General features: G+C 35.4%; 17 protein-coding genes. 5 read left to right on the top strand and 12 right to left on the bottom strand.

Translation table 11 applies throughout. The features are described 5' to 3' along the window. Nucleotides 1–75: 75 nt before the first annotated feature. From egtD to CLV90_RS18025, 8 genes are all read right to left on the bottom strand, one after another. Nucleotides 76–1,044, bottom strand: coding sequence for an L-histidine N(alpha)-methyltransferase (egtD, locus tag CLV90_RS18060; protein ID WP_133688915.1), 969 nt, complete (start codon nucleotides 1,042–1,044; stop codon nucleotides 76–78). A gap of 16 nt (nucleotides 1,045–1,060) precedes the next feature. Next, entirely contained in the window at nucleotides 1,061–2,221 is a 1,161-nt protein-coding gene (egtB, locus tag CLV90_RS18055; protein ID WP_133688914.1) for an ergothioneine biosynthesis protein EgtB, read from the bottom strand. A 75-nt stretch (nucleotides 2,222–2,296) separates the two neighbouring features. Further along, complete coding sequence (locus CLV90_RS18050) at nucleotides 2,297–3,112, bottom strand: energy transducer TonB (RefSeq protein WP_133688913.1); 816 nt, start codon at nucleotides 3,110–3,112, stop codon at nucleotides 2,297–2,299. A gap of 3 nt (nucleotides 3,113–3,115) precedes the next feature. Beyond that, on the bottom strand, nucleotides 3,116–3,940 hold the full coding sequence (locus CLV90_RS18045; protein ID WP_133688912.1) for a thymidylate synthase: 825 nt from the start codon (nucleotides 3,938–3,940) through the stop codon (nucleotides 3,116–3,118). 133 nt (nucleotides 3,941–4,073) lie between these two features. Further along, nucleotides 4,074–5,534 (bottom strand): NupC/NupG family nucleoside CNT transporter, encoded by a 1,461-nt coding sequence (locus CLV90_RS18040; protein WP_133688911.1) that lies wholly within the window; start codon nucleotides 5,532–5,534, stop codon nucleotides 4,074–4,076. A 17-nt stretch (nucleotides 5,535–5,551) separates the two neighbouring features. Beyond that, nucleotides 5,552–6,181, bottom strand: a complete 630-nt coding sequence (locus CLV90_RS18035; RefSeq protein WP_133688910.1) for a bifunctional nuclease family protein — start codon at nucleotides 6,179–6,181, stop codon at nucleotides 5,552–5,554. 85 nt (nucleotides 6,182–6,266) lie between these two features. Further along, nucleotides 6,267–7,235, bottom strand: a complete 969-nt coding sequence (locus tag CLV90_RS18030; protein ID WP_133688909.1) for an electron transfer flavoprotein subunit alpha/FixB family protein — start codon at nucleotides 7,233–7,235, stop codon at nucleotides 6,267–6,269. A 37-nt stretch (nucleotides 7,236–7,272) separates the two neighbouring features. Continuing rightward, entirely contained in the window at nucleotides 7,273–8,013 is a 741-nt protein-coding gene (locus CLV90_RS18025; RefSeq protein ID WP_133688908.1) for an electron transfer flavoprotein subunit beta/FixA family protein, read from the bottom strand. Nucleotides 8,014–8,186: 173 nt separating this feature from the next. Between CLV90_RS18025 and CLV90_RS18020 the strand changes: the two genes are divergently transcribed. From CLV90_RS18020 to CLV90_RS18005, 4 genes are all read left to right on the top strand, one after another. Beyond that, entirely contained in the window at nucleotides 8,187–9,164 is a 978-nt protein-coding gene (locus CLV90_RS18020) for a pyruvate dehydrogenase complex E1 component subunit beta (RefSeq protein ID WP_133688907.1), read from the top strand. A 105-nt stretch (nucleotides 9,165–9,269) separates the two neighbouring features. Further along, complete coding sequence (locus tag CLV90_RS18015) at nucleotides 9,270–11,771, top strand: DUF5686 family protein (protein WP_133688906.1); 2,502 nt, start codon at nucleotides 9,270–9,272, stop codon at nucleotides 11,769–11,771. A 72-nt stretch (nucleotides 11,772–11,843) separates the two neighbouring features. Beyond that, complete coding sequence (locus CLV90_RS18010) at nucleotides 11,844–12,371, top strand: inorganic diphosphatase (protein WP_133688905.1); 528 nt, start codon at nucleotides 11,844–11,846, stop codon at nucleotides 12,369–12,371. Between the two features lie 106 nt (nucleotides 12,372–12,477). Next, nucleotides 12,478–14,901, top strand: coding sequence for a sodium-translocating pyrophosphatase (locus tag CLV90_RS18005; protein ID WP_133688904.1), 2,424 nt, complete (start codon nucleotides 12,478–12,480; stop codon nucleotides 14,899–14,901). A 61-nt stretch (nucleotides 14,902–14,962) separates the two neighbouring features. On the opposite strand, the gene CLV90_RS18000 is transcribed toward CLV90_RS18005, so the two are convergent. Continuing rightward, entirely contained in the window at nucleotides 14,963–15,667 is a 705-nt protein-coding gene (locus CLV90_RS18000; protein WP_133688903.1) for an energy transducer TonB, read from the bottom strand. Nucleotides 15,668–15,873: 206 nt separating this feature from the next. Between CLV90_RS18000 and CLV90_RS17995 the strand changes: the two genes are divergently transcribed. After that, complete coding sequence (locus CLV90_RS17995) at nucleotides 15,874–16,902, top strand: App1 family protein (protein WP_341777696.1); 1,029 nt, start codon at nucleotides 15,874–15,876, stop codon at nucleotides 16,900–16,902. 3 nt (nucleotides 16,903–16,905) lie between these two features. On the opposite strand, the gene CLV90_RS17990 is transcribed toward CLV90_RS17995, so the two are convergent. The 3 genes from CLV90_RS17990 to CLV90_RS17980 are packed head-to-tail and all read right to left on the bottom strand — an operon-like array spanning nucleotide 16,906 to nucleotide 19,107. Further along, nucleotides 16,906–17,508, bottom strand: a complete 603-nt coding sequence (locus CLV90_RS17990; protein WP_133688902.1) for an aminotransferase class IV — start codon at nucleotides 17,506–17,508, stop codon at nucleotides 16,906–16,908. Continuing rightward, entirely contained in the window at nucleotides 17,492–18,466 is a 975-nt protein-coding gene (locus CLV90_RS17985) for an aminodeoxychorismate synthase component I (RefSeq protein WP_133688901.1), read from the bottom strand. Before CLV90_RS17985 ends, CLV90_RS17990 begins: the two co-directional genes overlap by 17 nt. 26 nt (nucleotides 18,467–18,492) lie before the next feature. After that, the gene (locus CLV90_RS17980) at nucleotides 18,493–19,107 is read right to left on the bottom strand and encodes a deoxynucleoside kinase (protein WP_133688900.1); all 615 of its coding nucleotides are present in this window, start codon (nucleotides 19,105–19,107) and stop codon (nucleotides 18,493–18,495) included. Nucleotides 19,108–19,290 lie beyond the last annotated feature (183 nt).

Raw genomic sequence — 19,290 nt, 5'->3', positions numbered from 1 at the left:
TAGAAATAATACTGAAATATAGAAAGCCTGCTATTTTATATAGCAGGCTTTTTTTATACTATTTGGTAGTAGCATCTAAGCTTTTTTAAAGACACAGTTTTTATAACCATATGCTGTTGATTCATACGAAGTCGTCATTTTTAAACCAGATTCTTTCGCAAGCCAAGTAATTATTTCATCATCGTACTTTTGTGAAATTTCGGTGTGTATGGTCTCCCATTGCTTAAAACCGACGGTCAGCTCTAAATTTTTAATGTGTACAGTTTGTTCAATTTTTGAAACTAAATAACTCTTTGCGGTTCCTGTTTCGGGGTTATAGACTTCCCAATGTAAAAACTGCTTTAAATCAAAGTTTGCATTTAGTTCGGTGTTTATTCTTGCAAGAACATTTTTATTGAATGCTGCAGTAACCCCTTCTTTGTCATTATAGGCATCTAAAATCGTTTGCGGATTTTTCTTTTGGTCAAACCCCATAAATAAGAGGTCTTCAGGTTGCATTAGCTGTTGAATCTTATTCATGAAAACAACAGCTTGCTCATGCTCCAAGTTGCCAATATTAGAACCTAAAAACAAAATTATTTTTCTGTTCTCACGACTGTTTATTTCTTTAAGCGCTTCAAAATATGTGCCTTGAAAAGGTTGAACTTGTACATCAGGTAGTTCTATTTCAATAGATTGCTGTAATTGATTTAATGCGTTGTCACTTATATCAATGGGTACATAAGTAAAATCAATTTTTTGGTCGCTGAATTCTTTTAATAGAATCTTGGTCTTTTTTCCATCTCCAGCACCAAGTTCAATTAAGTCGAAGGATTCAAAACCAGTAAACAGATTTGAGATTTCTTCTTTATTGTTCTCAAGAATTTCATATTCAGAATCGGTAAGATAATACGTTGGCATTGCCATAATATCTTGAAAAAGCTTATCTCCTTTTTTGTCGTAAAAATACATTGAAGATAAGTGCTTGGGGTTATCTGTCAAGCCTTGGGAAACTTCTTTTTCAAAATCACTTATACTGGTAATTGTCGTCTTTGTGTCTTGCATGCGTAATCTGTCGTATTTATTTGGCTAACCTTATTCCGGTAAACTGCCATTTTAAATCGGTTGGAAAAAAGTTGCGATAGGTGTGTCTTGCATGTTTGTTAGGGGTTGCAATAGAACTGCCTCTGAGTACTTTTTGGTTTACCATAAACTTGCCGTTGTATTCACCTAAAGCTCCATCAACTTTTTTATAATTAGGGTAGGGTAGGTAGGCACTTTCTGTCCATTCCCAACGTTGTCCCCAGTTAAATTGTTCCTGAGCGGCTTCCCACTCAAATTCGGTAGGTAGGCGACATCCTTTATATTGAGCAAAGGCAAATGCTTCAAAATAAGAAACATGGGTAACAGGCGCATCTAAATCAACTTCAGTTAATCCATTAAGGCTATAGCAATGCCAAACGCCGTCAATCTCATGCCAGTATAATGGCGCTGTTACTTGGTTTTGCTGTACCCAATCCCATCCAGCGGCATGCCAAAGGTCGAAACGGTTATATCCGCCTGCTTTAATGAATTCAATGTATTCGGCATTGGTAACGAGTTTATTCGATATTTGATAATCATGAAGATATACTTTGTGTCTTCCTAATTCATTGTCAAAACAGAAGTCAGTAGAATTATGACCTATCTCATAAATTCCTTCACTCATAGAAATCCAGCTTTGAGTGTCTTTCTCAATGGTGAATTCCTTAAAAGTGTCTGAGTATTTAGGTAGTAACGGGTTGTTTCCGAGAATATATTTAATATCTGTAAGTAGTAATTCTTGATGTTGCTTTTCGTGATGTATACCAATTTCTAGAACGGCTAATAATGTGCTGTCTTCATTAGATGCTAGAAAGTTTTTCATTGCTTGAGTCACATAATGTCTATATTCATACACCTTATTTACTGAAGGTCTAGACAAATTACCGCGGTCTGCACGTACCACACGTTTACCTACGGTTTCGTAATAGCTGTTAAATACAAACGAGAAATCATCATCAAAAACTGTATAAGATTTATCGTATGATTTAAGAATGAATTCTTCAAAAAACCAAGTCGTATGACCTAGGTGCCATTTTGGTGGAGAGACGTCAATGATAGGTTGTACCACATAATCTTCAATTTCTAGAGGCTTGCAAATAGCCTCGGTATGCTCTCTGGTTTCTAAAAAGAAATCTAAGAACGTATCAGTACTGACCATGAAAACAATTTTTATGGAAAGTTAACTAAAAATGATCAATCCGTTTTAACCTGATAAATTAAGAAATTGATACTATCAAAGCTTGAAGTTAATAGGAATGGAGTATGGTACTTTTTTAGGTACACCATTTTGGCTTCCTATTTGAAATTTTGGCAGTAATGAAATAATTCTTCGAGCTTCGTTTTCTAAAATTGGTGCAGGACCTTTTGTTTTAATGTCACCAACATTACCTTCTTTGTCAATAGTGAACATGATACTTACTCTGCCACTGATCTTTTTTTCTAAGGCTTCTTTTGGATAAACAAAGTTAGAACCTATATGAAGTTGCATTAGGATATTAAACGTTTTTCTATCTGTTAAATCATTTACCCTTGTCTGATTTGGAAATAAAGGCACTTCTTCAATAACACCACCTTTGAAAATAGAACTACTATCTAGAGGAATTTTTTTTAATAGATTATCGTTTGTTAGGTAATCGTAATTCAAGCTGTATTTTGGTCTATTCTTAATAGGTTTTTTGTTATCGACTCTTAAAACATGCAATTCAGCAATTCTTTGATTGAGTTCTTTAGAGAATTTTTTATTCAGTTTTTTATCATTGATGTAAGTATGAATTCTTTCAACATTGATCTGATTTAAATTAATTAATTCGAAAGTTATCCTTGTTTTTAAAGTATCGATTTCCTGATTTCTCTTTTTTAATAAACCTTCTAATACATCAAGAACTTCATTTTCAATTTTAAGACTTAAGCAATCATTTTTATCTAGAGCATCTGCACACTCATCAATTATTATTTCTTCTTGTGGAAAATAAATAGAATCGTCTTGTGAAAAACAATTCATTGAAATGAAAGTACAAACGATAAGTAAAAGAGATGCTTTTAATTTCATAGTTTAAATAGCTACTTTCCCTTTTATATGAGGATGCGGATTATAATCTACCAATTCAAAATCTTCGAACTTGAAATCAAAAATATCTTTCACTTCAGGATTCATTTTCATTTTAGGCAATTCTCTAGGTTCTCTACTTAGTTGCAGTTCAACCTGCTCCATATGATTGTTATAGATATGGGCATCTCCGAAAGTATGAATAAAATCGCCAGCTTCATAGCCGCATACCTGAGCCATCATCATGGTAAACAATGCGTAAGATGCAATATTGAACGGTACACCTAAGAAAATATCTGCACTACGTTGGTATAATTGGCAAGATAATTTGCCGTCTGCAACATAAAATTGAAAGAATGCATGGCAAGGAGGTAAAGCAGCTTTACCATTAGACACATTTTCAGAAAATGATTTAGAAGTATCTGGCAATACACTAGGGTTCCAGGCAGACACTAACATTCTTCGGCTATTAGGATTGGTTTTTAAAGAATGAACTATTTCTTTAATCTGATCGATTTCATCATCGTTCCAATTTCGCCATTGATGACCATAAACCGGACCTAGATCTCCGTTTTCATCTGCCCATTCGTTCCAAATACGAACACCGTTTTCTTGTAAATACTTAATATTGGTGTCACCTTTCAGAAACCAAAGTAACTCATATACGATAGATTTTAAATGCAGTTTTTTAGTAGTGACCATAGGGAAACCTTCGCTGAGGTCAAAACGCATCTGATACCCAAAAACACTTTTAGTTCCTGTTCCTGTGCGGTCACCTTTTTGGTTTCCTTCATTAAGAACATGTTTTAAAAGGTCGTGGTATTGTTTCATAGCAATAGAATTATGTATACGCCAAATTGATTCATCAGCGTATTACAAAAATACTATTTAGATGAATTTTTGAGTGGGATTTAAAGTATGGGTTATGAAGATCTTATTAACTAAATTAAAGTTGGAAATATTATTACCCTAAAATCATACCCGCAATAGTTGCAGAAAGTAATGATGCTAATGAACCACCTAAAACTGCTTTCATTCCAAATTCGGATAAAGTCTTTCTTTGTCCTGGTGCTAGTGATCCAATACCGCCAATTTGAATACCGATAGAAGCAAAATTTGCAAAACCGCATAACATATAGGTAGCCATAATTACAGACTTATTGAACTTTAAATGTGGCATTGTGGCAATGTCTTTTAACTCTGCCAATTGTATATAACCTACAAATTCACTTGCAACCAATTTAATACCTAACAATTGCCCCATTAACATAATGTCTTCGTTTGCTACACCAATAAGCCACATTAAAGGAGCGAATATGGTACCTAAAATTGCCTCAAGAGAAAATTTAGAATACGAGGTATTTTCAGCTATCCAACTATTTAGGTGCGTAAAATCTCCGGTCCATTCTAGAATACCATTTACCATGGCAATAATCGCTACAAAAACTAAAAGCATAGCACCTACATTTACTGCAAGTTTTAAACCTTCGGTAGTTCCGTTTGCAATTGCATCAAGTACATTGGCACCGATTTTTTCAGAAGAAACGTGGACATCACTATTTACTTCTTCTGTCTGTGGGTATAGTATTTTTGATATTACTATGGCTCCAGGAGCTGCCATAACAGAAGCTGCTAATAAATGCTTTGCAAATACTAATTGTAACAATTCATCTTCGCCACCTAAAAAACCAATATAAGCAGCTAGAACTGCACCGGCAACGGTTGCCATACCACCAATCATGACCAATAGAATCTCTGACTTGGTCATTTTTTCTAGATATGCTTTTATCAATAAAGGAGCTTCAGTTTGTCCAAGAAAAATGTTTCCGGCTACCGAAAGACTTTCTGGTCCAGAAATACCCAACGTTTTGGAAAGTGCCCATGCAAGCCATTTTACTACTTTTTGTATCAATCCTAAGTAAAATAAAAGAGATGTTAGAGCAGAAAAAAATATAATGGTCGGTAGCACTTGAAAAGCAAAAATGTATCCGAAAGTACCTGTATCCACTACCAAACCTTCAAAAAGAAATTTACTGCCTGCGCGTGTAAATTCTAGTATACTGACAAAAATTCTTCCTATTTGTTCAAAAACCAATTGTACGAAAGGTATTTTAAGTACACCAATAGCAATAACCAATTGAAGTGCTAGACCAATTCCAACAGTTTTCCAATTGATAGCTCTTCTATTAGAACTGAATAAAAATGCCAACAGTAATAACACGGCCATGCCCAGAATACCTCTACCAAGACTATTAAATGAAAAGCCTTCATTAGGTTCCATGCCCATAACACTTGCAGTTGCTACATTCTCAGCCAGGGTAGTGTCAGTGGTACTTTGTATGGTTTGAGTTACGTCTACGTCTTGAGCAAAAGTAATTGTGGTAAGAATTAGTGCAAAAAATAGCAACCATTTGCCCTTTTTCATAAACTATTATTTAATGTTTAGTTGCGTTTAGAGATTTCATCTCTCAGTTTTGCCGCCTTTTCGTAGTCTTCGTTAGTGACTGCCTTTTTTAATTCTGCTTCAAGTTCATCTATAGTAAGTTCTGTATAGCCATCGCTAGCACCAGATTCTATTTCTATAGTTTCACCTTCTTGCAAAATTTCATCGACCATTATGCTGTCATCGTTGTCTTTTTTATCTTTCTCTTTAGAGGAAAATTTCAAGAAAATACCCGCTTTGTCCAATATGGTCTTATAGGTAAAAATAGGAGCGTTGAAACGCAGTGCTAAGGCAATAGCATCACTGGTTCTGGCATCTATGATTTCTTCGATACCATCTCTTTCACAAATAATGCTCGAGTAAAATACGCCATCGACTAATTTGTGTATAATAACCTGTTTGATCACGATATCAAACCTATCAGAGAAGTTTTTAAAAAGGTCGTGTGTAAGCGGTCTTGGGGGCTTTATCTCTTTCTCCAAAGCAATTGCTATGGATTGAGCTTCAAAAGCGCCAATTACTATAGGTAATTTTCTATCGCCTTCAACTTCATTCAAAATAAGAGCATAAGCTCCGTTCTGAGTTTGGCTGTAAGAGATACCTTTTATTTTTAATCGTACTAGACTCATAGATTTTCAACTAAAAAAGGCTGTTCGAATACTTGGGGCTCCAACTATACGAACAGCCCTTTAAGGGGCACAAAATAACAAAAAATTACCCGTTTTGTGCTTTAAAATCCTTTAATTTTTCAATCAATTGTGGAACTACTTCAAAGGCGTCTCCAACAATACCGTAATCAGCAGCTTTAAAGAAAGGTGCTTCAGGGTCGTTATTGATAACAACTTTTGTTTTAGAAGCGCTTACCCCAGCTAAATGTTGAATCGCTCCAGAAATACCGATAGCAATGTAAAGATTACTCGCTACTGGCTTTCCTGTTTGTCCAACATGCTCGCCGTGAGGCCTCCAGCCAAGATCAGATACTGGTTTTGAACAAGCTGTTGCAGCACCTAAGACATCTGCAAGTTCTTCTATCATTCCCCAGTTTTCTGGTCCTTTCATTCCTCTACCTGCAGAAACAACAACATCAGCATCTGCTATAGTGGCTTTACCTACAACTTTATCTATTTCAACAGATTTAGTGTCATTTGTAGCAGCATCTGTAGCACCACTAATTTCTTCAATAGAAATAGCTGTTTTGTTTTCCTGAGCACCAAAAGCATTATTAGATACACCTACTATTTTAATATCTGTATCTATTTGAGTGTGTGCAAAACCTTTATTACTGAAAGCAGTTCTTTTAACCGTAAATGGAGAAGTGCTATCTGGAGCCTGAACTACATTTGGTGCGTAACCAGCAGATAGTTTGGCGGCTAATAAAGGCGCTAAGTACTTTGTATCTGTGCTTGAACTCAAAATAACAACCTTTGCTTCTGTACTTTTAACTGCTTCAGCTATAGATGCTGAGAACGCACCAGCGTTAAAAGTTTCTAACGAGCCATCTTTAACGTTCATTACTTTTGAAACTCCATATTCGCCAAGAGATTCGCCCTCGGTAGTATTGAAAGCGATTGCTGTAACAGTTGTACCCATCATTTTGGCAACTGCAAAGGCATATGAGGCAACCTCGAACGCATTCTTTTTAAATTTCCCTTTTTCTGATTCTGTATATACTAAAACTGACATCTTTTTTATTTTTAATGGTTACCTAATACATAGGTTATTAAATGACTTTTGCTTCGTTATGTAGTAGGTCAATTAATTGATCTACACTATCGGCAAGCTTAACTTGACCTTTTGCAGCAGGTTTGTCGAACTTTTTATCTTCAGTTGCTTTAAGCCCATCAACAGGTTCAAGAACAGAAAGTGTTTTCTTTCTTGCCATCATAATACCTCGCATGTTGGGTATACGAAGATCACTTTCCTCAACAAGACCTTTTTGGCCGCCTACTACCAAAGGTAATGAGCTGCTTAATTTTTCTTTCCCGCCATCGATTTCTCTAACAGCTGTAACATTATTGCCATCAATTTCAAGGTTGATACAAGAGTTGATGAAATTCATATTCGTTAAAGTAGCTAAAATACCTGGTACCATACCACCATTATAATCAATAGATTCTCTACCGCCAATAACTAAATCGTAACCACCGTTCTTAACAACTTCTGCAAGTTGTTGTGCAACAAAAAATCCGTCGGTAGGTTCCGCGTTTACTCTGAAAGCTTCATCTGCGCCAATGGCAAGAGCCTTACGCATTGTCGGTTCAACGGTTGGGTCGCCAACAGTAGCTATATGTACTGTAGCACCTTGTTTTTCTTTAAACCACATAGCTCTGGTCAATCCAAATTCATCATTCGGATTAATTACAAACTGTACACCGTTAGTGTCGAATTTTGTATCGCCATCTGTGAAATTTATCTTAGACGTTGTGTCTGGAACATTACTTATGCAAACTAATATCTTCATGTTTAAAAAACTTTATATCAATGGTGACGAAGATAGCTATTTAAATCCTAATTTACTATGCATGCATAGTAAATTTTATAACTTTTTTTAAATATGGCATTCTATTTTTTGATATTATATTTCCTATTTTTGCTTGCTTTCTAGCATATAACAAAGAATAATATTTACCATACATGAAAACACTACAATTTAGGCAAGCAATAGCCGAGGCCATGTCCGAAGAAATGAGGAGGGATGAATCTATCTATTTAATGGGTGAAGAGGTAGCTGAGTACAATGGCGCTTATAAAGCTTCCAAAGGTATGTTGGACGAATTTGGTCCTAAAAGGGTTATTGATACTCCAATTTCCGAACTTGGTTTTGCTGGTATAGGAGTTGGTTCTACTATGACGGGTAATAGACCTATTATAGAATTCATGACCTTCAACTTTGCGTTGGTAGGTATCGATCAAATTATAAACAATGCAGCAAAGATCAGACAAATGTCCGGTGGGCAATTTCCTTGTCCTATAGTATTTAGAGGTCCTACAGCTTCTGCAGGTCAATTGGCGGCAACACATTCACAGGCTTTTGAGAGTTGGTACGCTAATTGTCCGGGATTAAAAGTTGTTGTGCCATCTAACCCGGCAGACGCCAAAGGATTGTTAAAAGCTGCAATTCGAGATAATGACCCTGTAATATTTATGGAGTCTGAACAAATGTATGGTGATAAAGGTGAAGTGCCAGAAGGTGATTACACTATTCCATTAGGTGTTGCAGATATTCGTAGAGAAGGTAAAGATGTAACAATAGTTTCATTTGGTAAGATTATTAAAGAAGCAGATAAAGCTGCCGATGAATTAGAGAAAGAAGGAATTAGCTGTGAAATTATTGATTTACGTACAGTTAAGCCTTTGGATTACGAGGCTGTCTTGAAATCTGTTAAGAAGACAAACCGTTTGGTTATTTTAGAAGAAGCGTGGCCATTTGGTAACGTTGCAACAGAAATTACCTATCATGTACAGGCACATGCATTCGATTATTTAGATGCGCCTATTGTTAAAATTAACACTGCAGATACACCGGCACCTTATTCTCCTGTACTGTTAGAAGAGTGGTTGCCAAATTATAAAGATGTTGTTGAAGCTGTTAAAAGAGTTTTATACAAATAAAAGATATACTTTTGTAAAGTACTTTAGCTTCTCCGACCAAGTCTGGAGAAGCTTTTTTTATTGGTATGCTATTTGCGAAAAAAATATCTTGAACGACTAATTTTAATGAGGGTAATATTTTTTACATTTTTAAGTCTATGTTTTTTCATAGCCCAGGGTCAGACCAAGGTTGGTGGTATTGTCATCGATGAGCAAGGTGAGCCTGTATCTTTTGCGAATGTCTTTTTTAAGAATTCTACAGAAGGCACCATTACAAATGACGACGGTAGGTTTTACCTGGAGTCGGAAAACGAGTACCCCACTGTAATCATATCGTTTATAGGGTATACAGATTATGAATTGCGGTTAGATTCTAAAGTTTCTTTTGATTTAAAAATTACACTTATTGAAGCTGCTGAGCAGTTAAACGAAGTGGTTTTAATTGCGGGTAAACAATCTAAAAAGAATAACCCTGCTATAGATATATTAAGAAAAATATGGGCTAAAAAGAGGCAAAACGGGGTTCGACAGTTTAATCAATATGCGTTTGATAAGTATGAAAAAGTCGAATTCGATCTCAATACCATTGATAGCTCACTAATTAAAAGTAAAATATTTAAAGGACTGGAATTTGTTTTTCAAGATTTAGATACCTCTCGTATTACGGGTAAAACCTATTTGCCAATTTTCTTAAACGAAACCTTTTCTAAAGTTTACGGTGATAATAGAATTAAAGAAGAGAAAGAAGAGGTACTTGGTAACAAAAACTCAGGTTTTGAAAACAATCAAGCTATTATTGCCTTTGTAAAAGATTTGTACCAGGAGTACGATGTATATAATAACTATTTGAAGTTCTTTGATAAGAGTTTTACGAGTCCGCTATCAAAAACCGGAGTAGATGTGTATAATTATGCACTTCGAGACAGTGCTTTTATAGATAATAAGTGGTGTTATAATATTGTATACTATCCGCGTCGTAAAAACGAACTGACCTTTAAAGGAGATTTTTGGGTGAATGATTCCACCTTTGCGGTAAAAAATATTAATCTTCAAGTAACCAAAAGTGCCAATATTAACTGGGTCAAAGATATCTACATTGAGCAAGATTTTGAAGTAATGAATGATTCTGTGTTTCTTTTGAAACGCGATTATATGTTGAGTGATTTCAGCTTTAATAAAAAAGAAGAATCAAAAGGATTGTATGGTAAACGAACAAGTGTTTATGATAATTACGAGTTCAATAAAGTTAAACCTAGAGAGGTCTATAAAAAAGATAGAAACCCGTTAGATGTTACGCAAATTATTAAAGACGATGCCTTTTGGGAACAGAACAGGTTAGAAAGTTTAAATAAAGATGAGCAGGGTATTTATAAGTTGCTAGACACCCTTAAGACCGTACCCAAATTTAAAACCTATTATAATTTTGTAAGTATTTTAGGTTCAGGTTATGTTGAGGTAGATAAATGGAACTTAGATTTAGGATCTGTTTATGATTTCTTCGGCTACAATACTGCAGAAGGCGCAAGAGTGCGACTTGGGGCAAGAACATACTATGGGCAAAATGATCTTTGGCGAGTTGAAGGATACACGGCATACGGATTCAAAGATCATAAATTTAAACACGGCTTGGCGGGTAAAATGCTGCTAGATAAAAATAGCAGATTAATCGTTTCTGGTGGTAACCGTAGAGACATAGAGCAACTTGGTGTTAGTCTAACGGCAACTAATGACGTTTTGGGTCGAAGTATTGCATCTTCTTCATTATTAACTGTAGGTGCAAATAATAGATTAACGAATATTAATTTAAGTGCACTTAATTTTGAAATTGAACCACTAACCAATTTAAAATTATCTGTAGGTGGTACGTTCAGAACCTTGAGTTCTGCATTGCCCGGTGATTTTAGTTTAGATTATGTAAATCCAGAATCTCCAACAGGGATTTCATCAGAAATTCGACAGTTTGATTTTAATGCATTGGTATTGTATACCCCAGGTAAGAAAACCATAGGTTTTGGTGTTGAACGTAGAGATGTAAATGATACATATAGTACTATATTGTTAAATTACACCAAAGGAACAAAGGGAGTGCTTGATAGCGATTTTGACTATAGTAAGCTTCAGTTTTCATATAGTCAGCCTTGGCAATTGGGTGGCTTTGGTAGATTGTTAAGTACAGTTGAGCTTGGTAAAACATTTGGTGAGGTTCCTTTAGGGCTGTTGAGTGTAGTACCTGGCAATCAAACCTTTTTCTCTAATTATGGCACATTCCCAAATTTAGATTTTTATGAATTTGTGACAGATACCTATGCGGCTGTACATTTGCAACATAACTTTAACGGTCGGTTTTTCTCTAGAATTCCGTTCTTAAGAAAATATAATTTAAGAGAAATTGTAGCTATTCGCGGAGTTTGGGGAGATTTGTCTGATGAAAATATTGCCTTAAGTGCCCCAGCGACAATAAATACGCCATTAAGAGCTCCATCAGATAAAATATATTACGAATATTCTTTCGGTATCGGTAATATCTTTAAGGTATTTAGATTAGATTTTAATTTTAGAGGAAATTATTTAGAAAATCCCGATGCGAGAAAGTTCGGTGTAACCGGTACGTTTGGATTTGTCTTTTAATTCGATTAATTTTTACAATTATAACAACTTAGTAACGTTTCATAAGAAACTATAAATTAAACAATTTTTAATATGGCAGCAGCAAAAGGCTTAACCTTTGATGTTTTAATAGAGATTCCGAAAGGAAGCAGAAACAAATACGAATACGATTTTGATTTACATAAAATTCGTTTTGACCGTATGTTATTTTCTTCAATGATGTATCCTGGTGATTACGGATTCATACCTGAAACTTTAGCGTTAGATAAAGATCCATTAGACGTTTTAGTAATGGGAACAGAACCTACATATCCAATGACGGTGATGGAAGTAAAGCCTATAGGCGTATTTCACATGACAGATGAGAAAGGTCCAGATGAGAAAATTATCTGTGTGCCGGTTTCAGATCCAATCTGGAGCAATAACAATGATATAAGTGATTTGAATCCGCATAGATTAAAAGAAATCGAACATTTCTTTCAAGTATATAAAGATTTAGAAGAGAAAAAAGTGGATACAGGCGGGTGGAGTGATGCTGCTAAAGCAATCGAAATTTATCACGAATGTGTTAAGCGATATGACGAGAGCGAACATAAAGCGAAGCGCACTTTTGTCATATAAATAATATTTTACTTTATAAAAGCCACTTTTTTTAATAAAAAGTGGCTTTTTTTATTCTATTCTAATTTACTACATTAGTCGAACTAACAACTAACAAATAGATTAAATGGAGTCAATGATGATTTACATGCCAATTTTTATGGCAGTACTAGGCCTAATTTATATGGGCATTAAAAGATCTTGGGTATTAAAGCAAAATGCCGGAGATGGAAAAATGAAAGAAATATCAGATTACATTTATGAGGGCGCCCTCGCCTTCCTAAGTGCAGAATATAAGCTTTTGGCCATATTCGTGGTAGTGGTAAGTGTTTTACTTGCAATAGTTTCTTTTATAGTGCCAACAACGCATTGGCTAATTGTAATAGCATTTATTTTTGGTGCTATATTTTCTGCTTACGCAGGTAATATAGGCATGAAAATAGCAACCAAAACCAATGTAAGAACTACACAGGCGGCACGTACAAGTTTGCCTAATGCATTGAAAATTTCTTTTGGTGGCGGTACCGTAATGGGTCTTGGTGTTGCTGGTTTGGCTGTATTAGGTCTTACAATATTCTTTATAGCATTCTTTCAATTTTTCATGGGCGGTGTTTGGACATCGACTATGGATATGACAATTGTTTTAGAAACCCTTGCAGGATTCTCTTTAGGAGCGGAGTCCATTGCATTGTTTGCTCGTGTAGGTGGCGGTATTTATACCAAAGCAGCCGATGTAGGTGCAGATTTAGTAGGTAAGGTAGAAGCTGGTATACCGGAAGATGACCCTCGTAACCCAGCTACAATTGCCGATAATGTTGGTGATAACGTAGGTGACGTTGCAGGTATGGGGGCAGATTTATTTGGCTCGTATGTAGCAACAGTTTTGGCAGCTATGGTTTTGGGTAACTATGTAATTAAAGATATGGGTGGCAGTATTTCTGATGCTTTTGGTGGTATCGGGCCAATATTATTGCCAATGGCAATTGCGGGTGCAGGTATTATTATATCTATCATCGGTACCATGTTGGTGAAAATAAAAAGCAACGATGCCAAAGAAGCTGAGGTTATGGGAGCTTTGAATATTGGTAACTGGACATCAATTGTTTTGGTTGCGATCTCATGTTTTGGCTTGGTTACTTGGATGTTGCCAGAAACCATGAAAATGGAATTCTTTGGTGAAGGACTTTTAGAAATATCTTCAATGCGTGTATTCTATGCCACTTTGGTTGGTTTAGTAGTAGGTGCAGTTATTAGTTCAGTAACAGAATATTATACCGGATTAGGGAAGTCTCCGATCTTAAAAATTGTACAGCAATCTTCAACAGGTGCAGGTACGAATATTATCGCAGGATTGGCAACGGGTATGATTTCTACATTCCCGTCAGTTTTATTGTTCGCGGGCGCTATTTGGGCATCTTATGCATTTGCAGGTTTTTACGGTGTTGCTTTGGCTGCCTCTGCAATGATGGCAACTACGGCTATGCAATTGGCGATTGATGCCTTTGGCCCAATATCTGATAACGCAGGTGGTATTGCTGAAATGAGTGAGCAAGAACCAATCGTAAGAGAAAGAACAGATATATTAGATTCTGTAGGTAACACGACTGCGGCTACAGGTAAAGGTTTTGCTATTGCTTCTGCAGCATTAACCTCGTTGGCATTATTTGCAGCCTATGTAACTTTTACGGGTATTGATGGTATAAATATTTTTAAAGCTCCGGTATTGGCAATGCTTTTTGTAGGTGGCATGGTACCAGTGGTATTCTCTGCACTGGCAATGAATGCTGTTGGTAAAGCAGCGATGGAAATGGTACAGGAAGTTAGACGTCAGTTTAAAGAAATACCTGGTATTATGGAAGGTACCGGTAAGCCTGAATATGATAAGTGTGTAGCTATTTCTACGCAAGCTTCTTTGAAAGAAATGATGTTACCTGGTTTATTAACTATCGGTTTTCCGTTGGTCATTGCATTCGTTCCTATGTTATTCGGAATGAACAAATTGGCAATTGCAGAAATGTTAGGTGGTTATATGGCTGGTGTTACCGTATCTGGTGTATTATGGGCAATTTTTCAAAACAACGCTGGTGGTGCTTGGGATAATGCCAAGAAATCATTTGAAGCAGGTGTTGAGATCAATGGTGAAATGACGTACAAAGGTTCAGAAGCTCATAAGGCAGCCGTAACTGGTGATACTGTTGGTGATCCTTTTAAAGATACTTCAGGTCCTTCAATGAACATCTTAATTAAATTGACTTGCTTAATAGGTTTGGTAATTGCACCAATATTAGGCGGTCATGCAGAAGAAGGTGTTGCATCGTTAAATGATACGAAAGAGGTTACTATAGAAATGAATGTAGAAAGTGCTGATTTGGCGGAAGCTATTGTTACTTATTCTACTACGGTAAATGGTGAATCTATTACTGAAGAAGCAGTTTATAATGGTACAAAAGCAGAGGTTGAAGCGCAATTGCAAGCATTTGAAAATGCAACAATTGCCAAGAAAGGAACCGCTACAGAAATTACTATAGAAAAAGTGGAGATTAATAAATAGTAATTTCACATTTAGAATATAAAAAAACCCTCAGCTTAGCTGAGGGTTTTTTGTTTTGTAACTATTGTAGTTTGAATGTGATTGGAATTGCAAAAGAAACTTTTACAGCAGCACCTCTTTGTTTTCCAGGAGTCATTTTTGGCAGTTTAGACAAAATTCTTACCGCTTCTTTTTCTAGTACATCATGCGGACCTCTTTTCAGAATAGCACCAATAGTGCCATCATTATTTATCATAAATTGAGTGTTCACTCTACCTTGAATATTCATTTCTTGTGCTAGTTCTGGGTAACGAAAGTTTTTACGAATATGCTTTTGCATCATGTCATTAAAACAAGCTCTTTTATCTTTTTCATTTTCACAACCTGGAAAAATTGGTACTTCTTCTATAGTTGTCCAAATTACATCGACTTCAACAGGTACATCTACTACTTCAAAATCTGAGGGATCTACAACCTCGGTTTCCGTATTTACTTCGATGGCGATAACTTCAGTTTCTTCAATAGGGTCATCATCTTCAATAATTTCTATCTCAGTTGGTAGAACTGGTGGTTTTGGTGGTGGAGTTACTTCTAATTGAAAAACAGTAGGCTCTTCTTCAATAGAGGGGTCAATATCGTTCATGGCTACATCAATATCATAGATGGGGTCAAATGATTTCCATTCTAAGGCAGTGTACACCATACCTAATACTAATAGTAGTCCGATTACAAAGAACATTCCGCTCTTTTTGTTCAGGTCATTCTGTGGATTCTTTTTTGGTCTCATAATATTTGAATTTTAGACTTGTATAAACAAGTAGGGTTATTATTTTTTTGCTTGTCTAAAACTATGGCAAACCTAAGGGCTGTGAAACGAGTAATGAGTTAACGCTGCTTTTGGGTGAGTGAAAGCACTTTTATTTTTTATCTACATTAGTAAAGGATATTTTAGAATGATAAAATCAATAATTATTGAAATAAAAATTTTAAAGGTTGCTGAAAGACCGTAATTTTATGCCCATGGGTATTTTTAAGAAAGATAAACTTCAAATCATCAACTTTCAGTCATACGGTAGCAATAGTCGCCTGTATGTTAGGGGTAGAGCTATTGAAGATGAAAATATCGATTTAGATCAGAAAGGTATTTTTAATCTGATGAAGAATACCTGGAAGCGTTTTGAAACGGATGAAATTAAAAATGCTCCTTTAAAAATTACCTTCTCCAATGGAGACACGGTTAATGGCGCTACAGATGAAGACGGATATTATCTAATTGATGAGAATATTGCGGGACTCCAAAAATTAGCAAATGAAGAAGGTTGGGTTACGTTCGAGTTATCGTTTACAAATTCCAATCTGAAACGAGAGATAATTTTGCAGAACCGTTTTCCGGGTGAGATGTTGATACCTAGTGAAAATGCCAAGTTTGGGGTTATCAGCGATATTGATGATACTATTCTGCATACTGGCGTTGTATCTTCGCTTAAATGGAAAGTGATTTTGAATACCATGTTCAAACGTGCGACCAAGCGATTACAATTGGAAGGGACTTCAGATTTTTACACAAAACTACACCAAGGGAAAACGGGTAATGAAGCAAATCCAATATTTTATGTAAGTCATAGTCCGTGGAATTTATACAGGTATCTTGAGCTTTTCTTAAAAACCAATAATTTCCCTAAAGGTCCTATTCTATTGCGTAGTATGGCGAGCTTTAAAATGAGGAAGAAAAGTGATGAGAAGCCGCAGAAGCAAAAAGAGATATCGAACTTATTAAAATCCTATCCAGATTTGAAATTTATACTAATCGGCGATAGTGGTGAAAAAGATGGGGATATTTATCAGGAGATTTCCACACTTTTTCCTGGTAGAATAAAAGCTATTTATTTACGAAGTGTAAATCACTCAAAACGAATGAAGAGAATAGAAAATCTATTTGTAGATTTTAAGGATATTCCCTTTTTAATGGTCAATAAAACAGCAGAAGCTATAGACCACGCCAAGAAAAACGGATTCATTTAAGCTTTAGTCCTTCTTAATGTTTTGAATGGAAATCCATCTGCTTTCATCAAAGTCATTGAGTGCATTGACCAACTGAAAACTTTCAAAATTTTGCAGTTCATCTACCGAAATAGATTTCTCGACAATACTATTTTCATCTAAAAGTCTAGCTCTGCAAGTACCTTCAAGCAGGGGAGTAGAAGGAGTTACTATTTGTTTGCCGTCAAAGAAAAGTATATTTGAGTAAGATGCGTCTGTAACTAGTCCGTTTTTAATAATCAAAACATCATCGGCCTCGCCTCTTTGTAAAAAAAGTGCATTTAACTTTTTGCGATTGTTCTTTTTTAAGGCGTAAGAAATGGTGTCGTCACTTACCAACTTTAGTGAGGTAGCTATGCTATTTTTATATTCAGAAATAGAGTAGCGAGTACCATTTTGTTTGTAACCTATGCGCAACTTATATTTTAAGTTGTCGTCTAAATTTGTTAGATGAATGCCGTCAAACAATGTATAAGTTGGGTGGGTTTTATACTGCTGCATATAAGATCTATGGAATCTAGCCTCATGGTATGCTACATTCTTAATTTGGCTATTTTCAATGCAAACGGATTCAAATAATAGGTACATATATTTTTTCTAAAAGTTCTTGGTATTCTTCTTCCATCTCGCTCAAATGAGTAATGCCACCGCCACTTTTGTAAACAAGTTTATCGTTCATTTTTTCTATAAATCGAATGCTTACAGCGCTATCGATTTGCTTTCCGTCGAAGACTCCGAAGATTCCGGTATAGAAACCACGTGGTGCGATTTCCGCTTTAGAAATAATTTCTAAAGTTTTCTCTTTAGGCGCTCCGCTTATGGATCCTGCCGGTAGTGTTTTTAGTAATAAAGAGGCAAAGTTATCTTTCCAATTCTCAGGTAATTCGCCTTGAATTTCAGTACTGGTCTGTAATAGTTCTTGATTTCCTTTTTTAATTTTATCTACGAATCTAAATTTATTTACCCTTACTTTTTTGGCAATCATAGAAAGGTCGTTGCGTATAAGGTCTACAATAGTATTATGCTCGTACAGTTCTTTTTTGTTGGAAAGCAATAATTCTTGTGCATTCGGTATGTCGCTATTTATCGTACCTTTCATAGGGTATGAGAAAATTTTCCCATTCTTGATTTTTAAATAGCATTCGGGAGAAAAAATAACGAATTTATCTTTGTATAAAAGCTTGTATGGCGCATGAGCTTTATGATAAATCTCATTTAAACCTATCACTGTGTTAAGAGCAGTAGGGAATGTAAGATTTAGCAAAAAGCTATTGCCATTATTTAGTTCTTGTTTAACGGTGTTAAAGGCTTTCTCATAAATTTCTTTAGAAACCAAGGTTGGTTTTAGGTCAAAATTTACACCTTCAAGCTTTGTGTGGGCAAGTGTTTGGTGGTTTCTATTATCTTTAATAGAAAAGAAGATGTTTTCTTTGGCAGCTTCTTCATATGTAAATACCTGTTTAACCGATTTTTTAAAATCGATTATAAATAAAAAAGGAATTCCATCTTGAAGAAAGTGGGTAACTTTTTTTTCAAAATTTTCCAATGGTTTCGGGCTTTTCGAAAGTGAACTTAAAATAGACCGTTAATTTGAGCATCAATCTTATTAAGTATGCTACCTAAATCTTCAGGGTTGTCAACAAAATCTAAATCATCAACATCGATGATCAATAAGTTTCCTTTTTCATATCCATGAATCCAAGCTTCGTAACGTTCGTTCAATCGACTTAAATAGTCAATAGAAATCGTGTTTTCATATTCTCTACCTCTTTTGTGAATCTGTTTTACCAGATTAGGTATAGAGCTACGTAAGTATATTAGAAGATCAGGCGGTTGCACCAAGCTTTCCATTAGGTCGAATAAACTAGAGTAATTCTGAAAATCACGATTGGTCATTAAACCCATCGCATGAAGGTTAGGTGCAAAAATATGCGCATCCTCATAAATGGTTCTGTCCTGTATAATTTCTTTTCCGCTTTCTTTAATCTGTAAAATTTGGCGGTATCTACTATTTAAAAAGTATATCTGAAGGTTAAAACTCCAGCGTTCCATCTGATTGTAAAAATCATCTAAATATGGGTTCTCAACAACATCTTCATAATGAGGTTCCCATTTATAATGTTTTGATAGTAATCTAGTTAGGGTTGTTTTTCCGGCACCGATATTTCCGGCAACTGCTATGTGCATAGAATTAAATTGATTAATGGTTGTGTTCTTATATCAGAATAAGATTCTGATGGTACAAGATACAAGATAACTACAGGAAGTAAAAACATATTTGTTGTATGGTATAAAAATAATTACCTGAATTCATTTATTAACAGATATCGATTAAACCAAAAGCGAAAAATAATGTCATACTTCTATATT

The sequence above is a fragment of the Maribacter spongiicola genome (genome assembly GCF_004364165.1).
In the GTDB taxonomy this organism is placed as follows: domain Bacteria; phylum Bacteroidota; class Bacteroidia; order Flavobacteriales; family Flavobacteriaceae; genus Maribacter; species Maribacter spongiicola.
The sequence above is the reverse complement of the archived record's forward strand: the minus strand, read 5'-3'. Positions and strand labels throughout refer to the sequence as shown.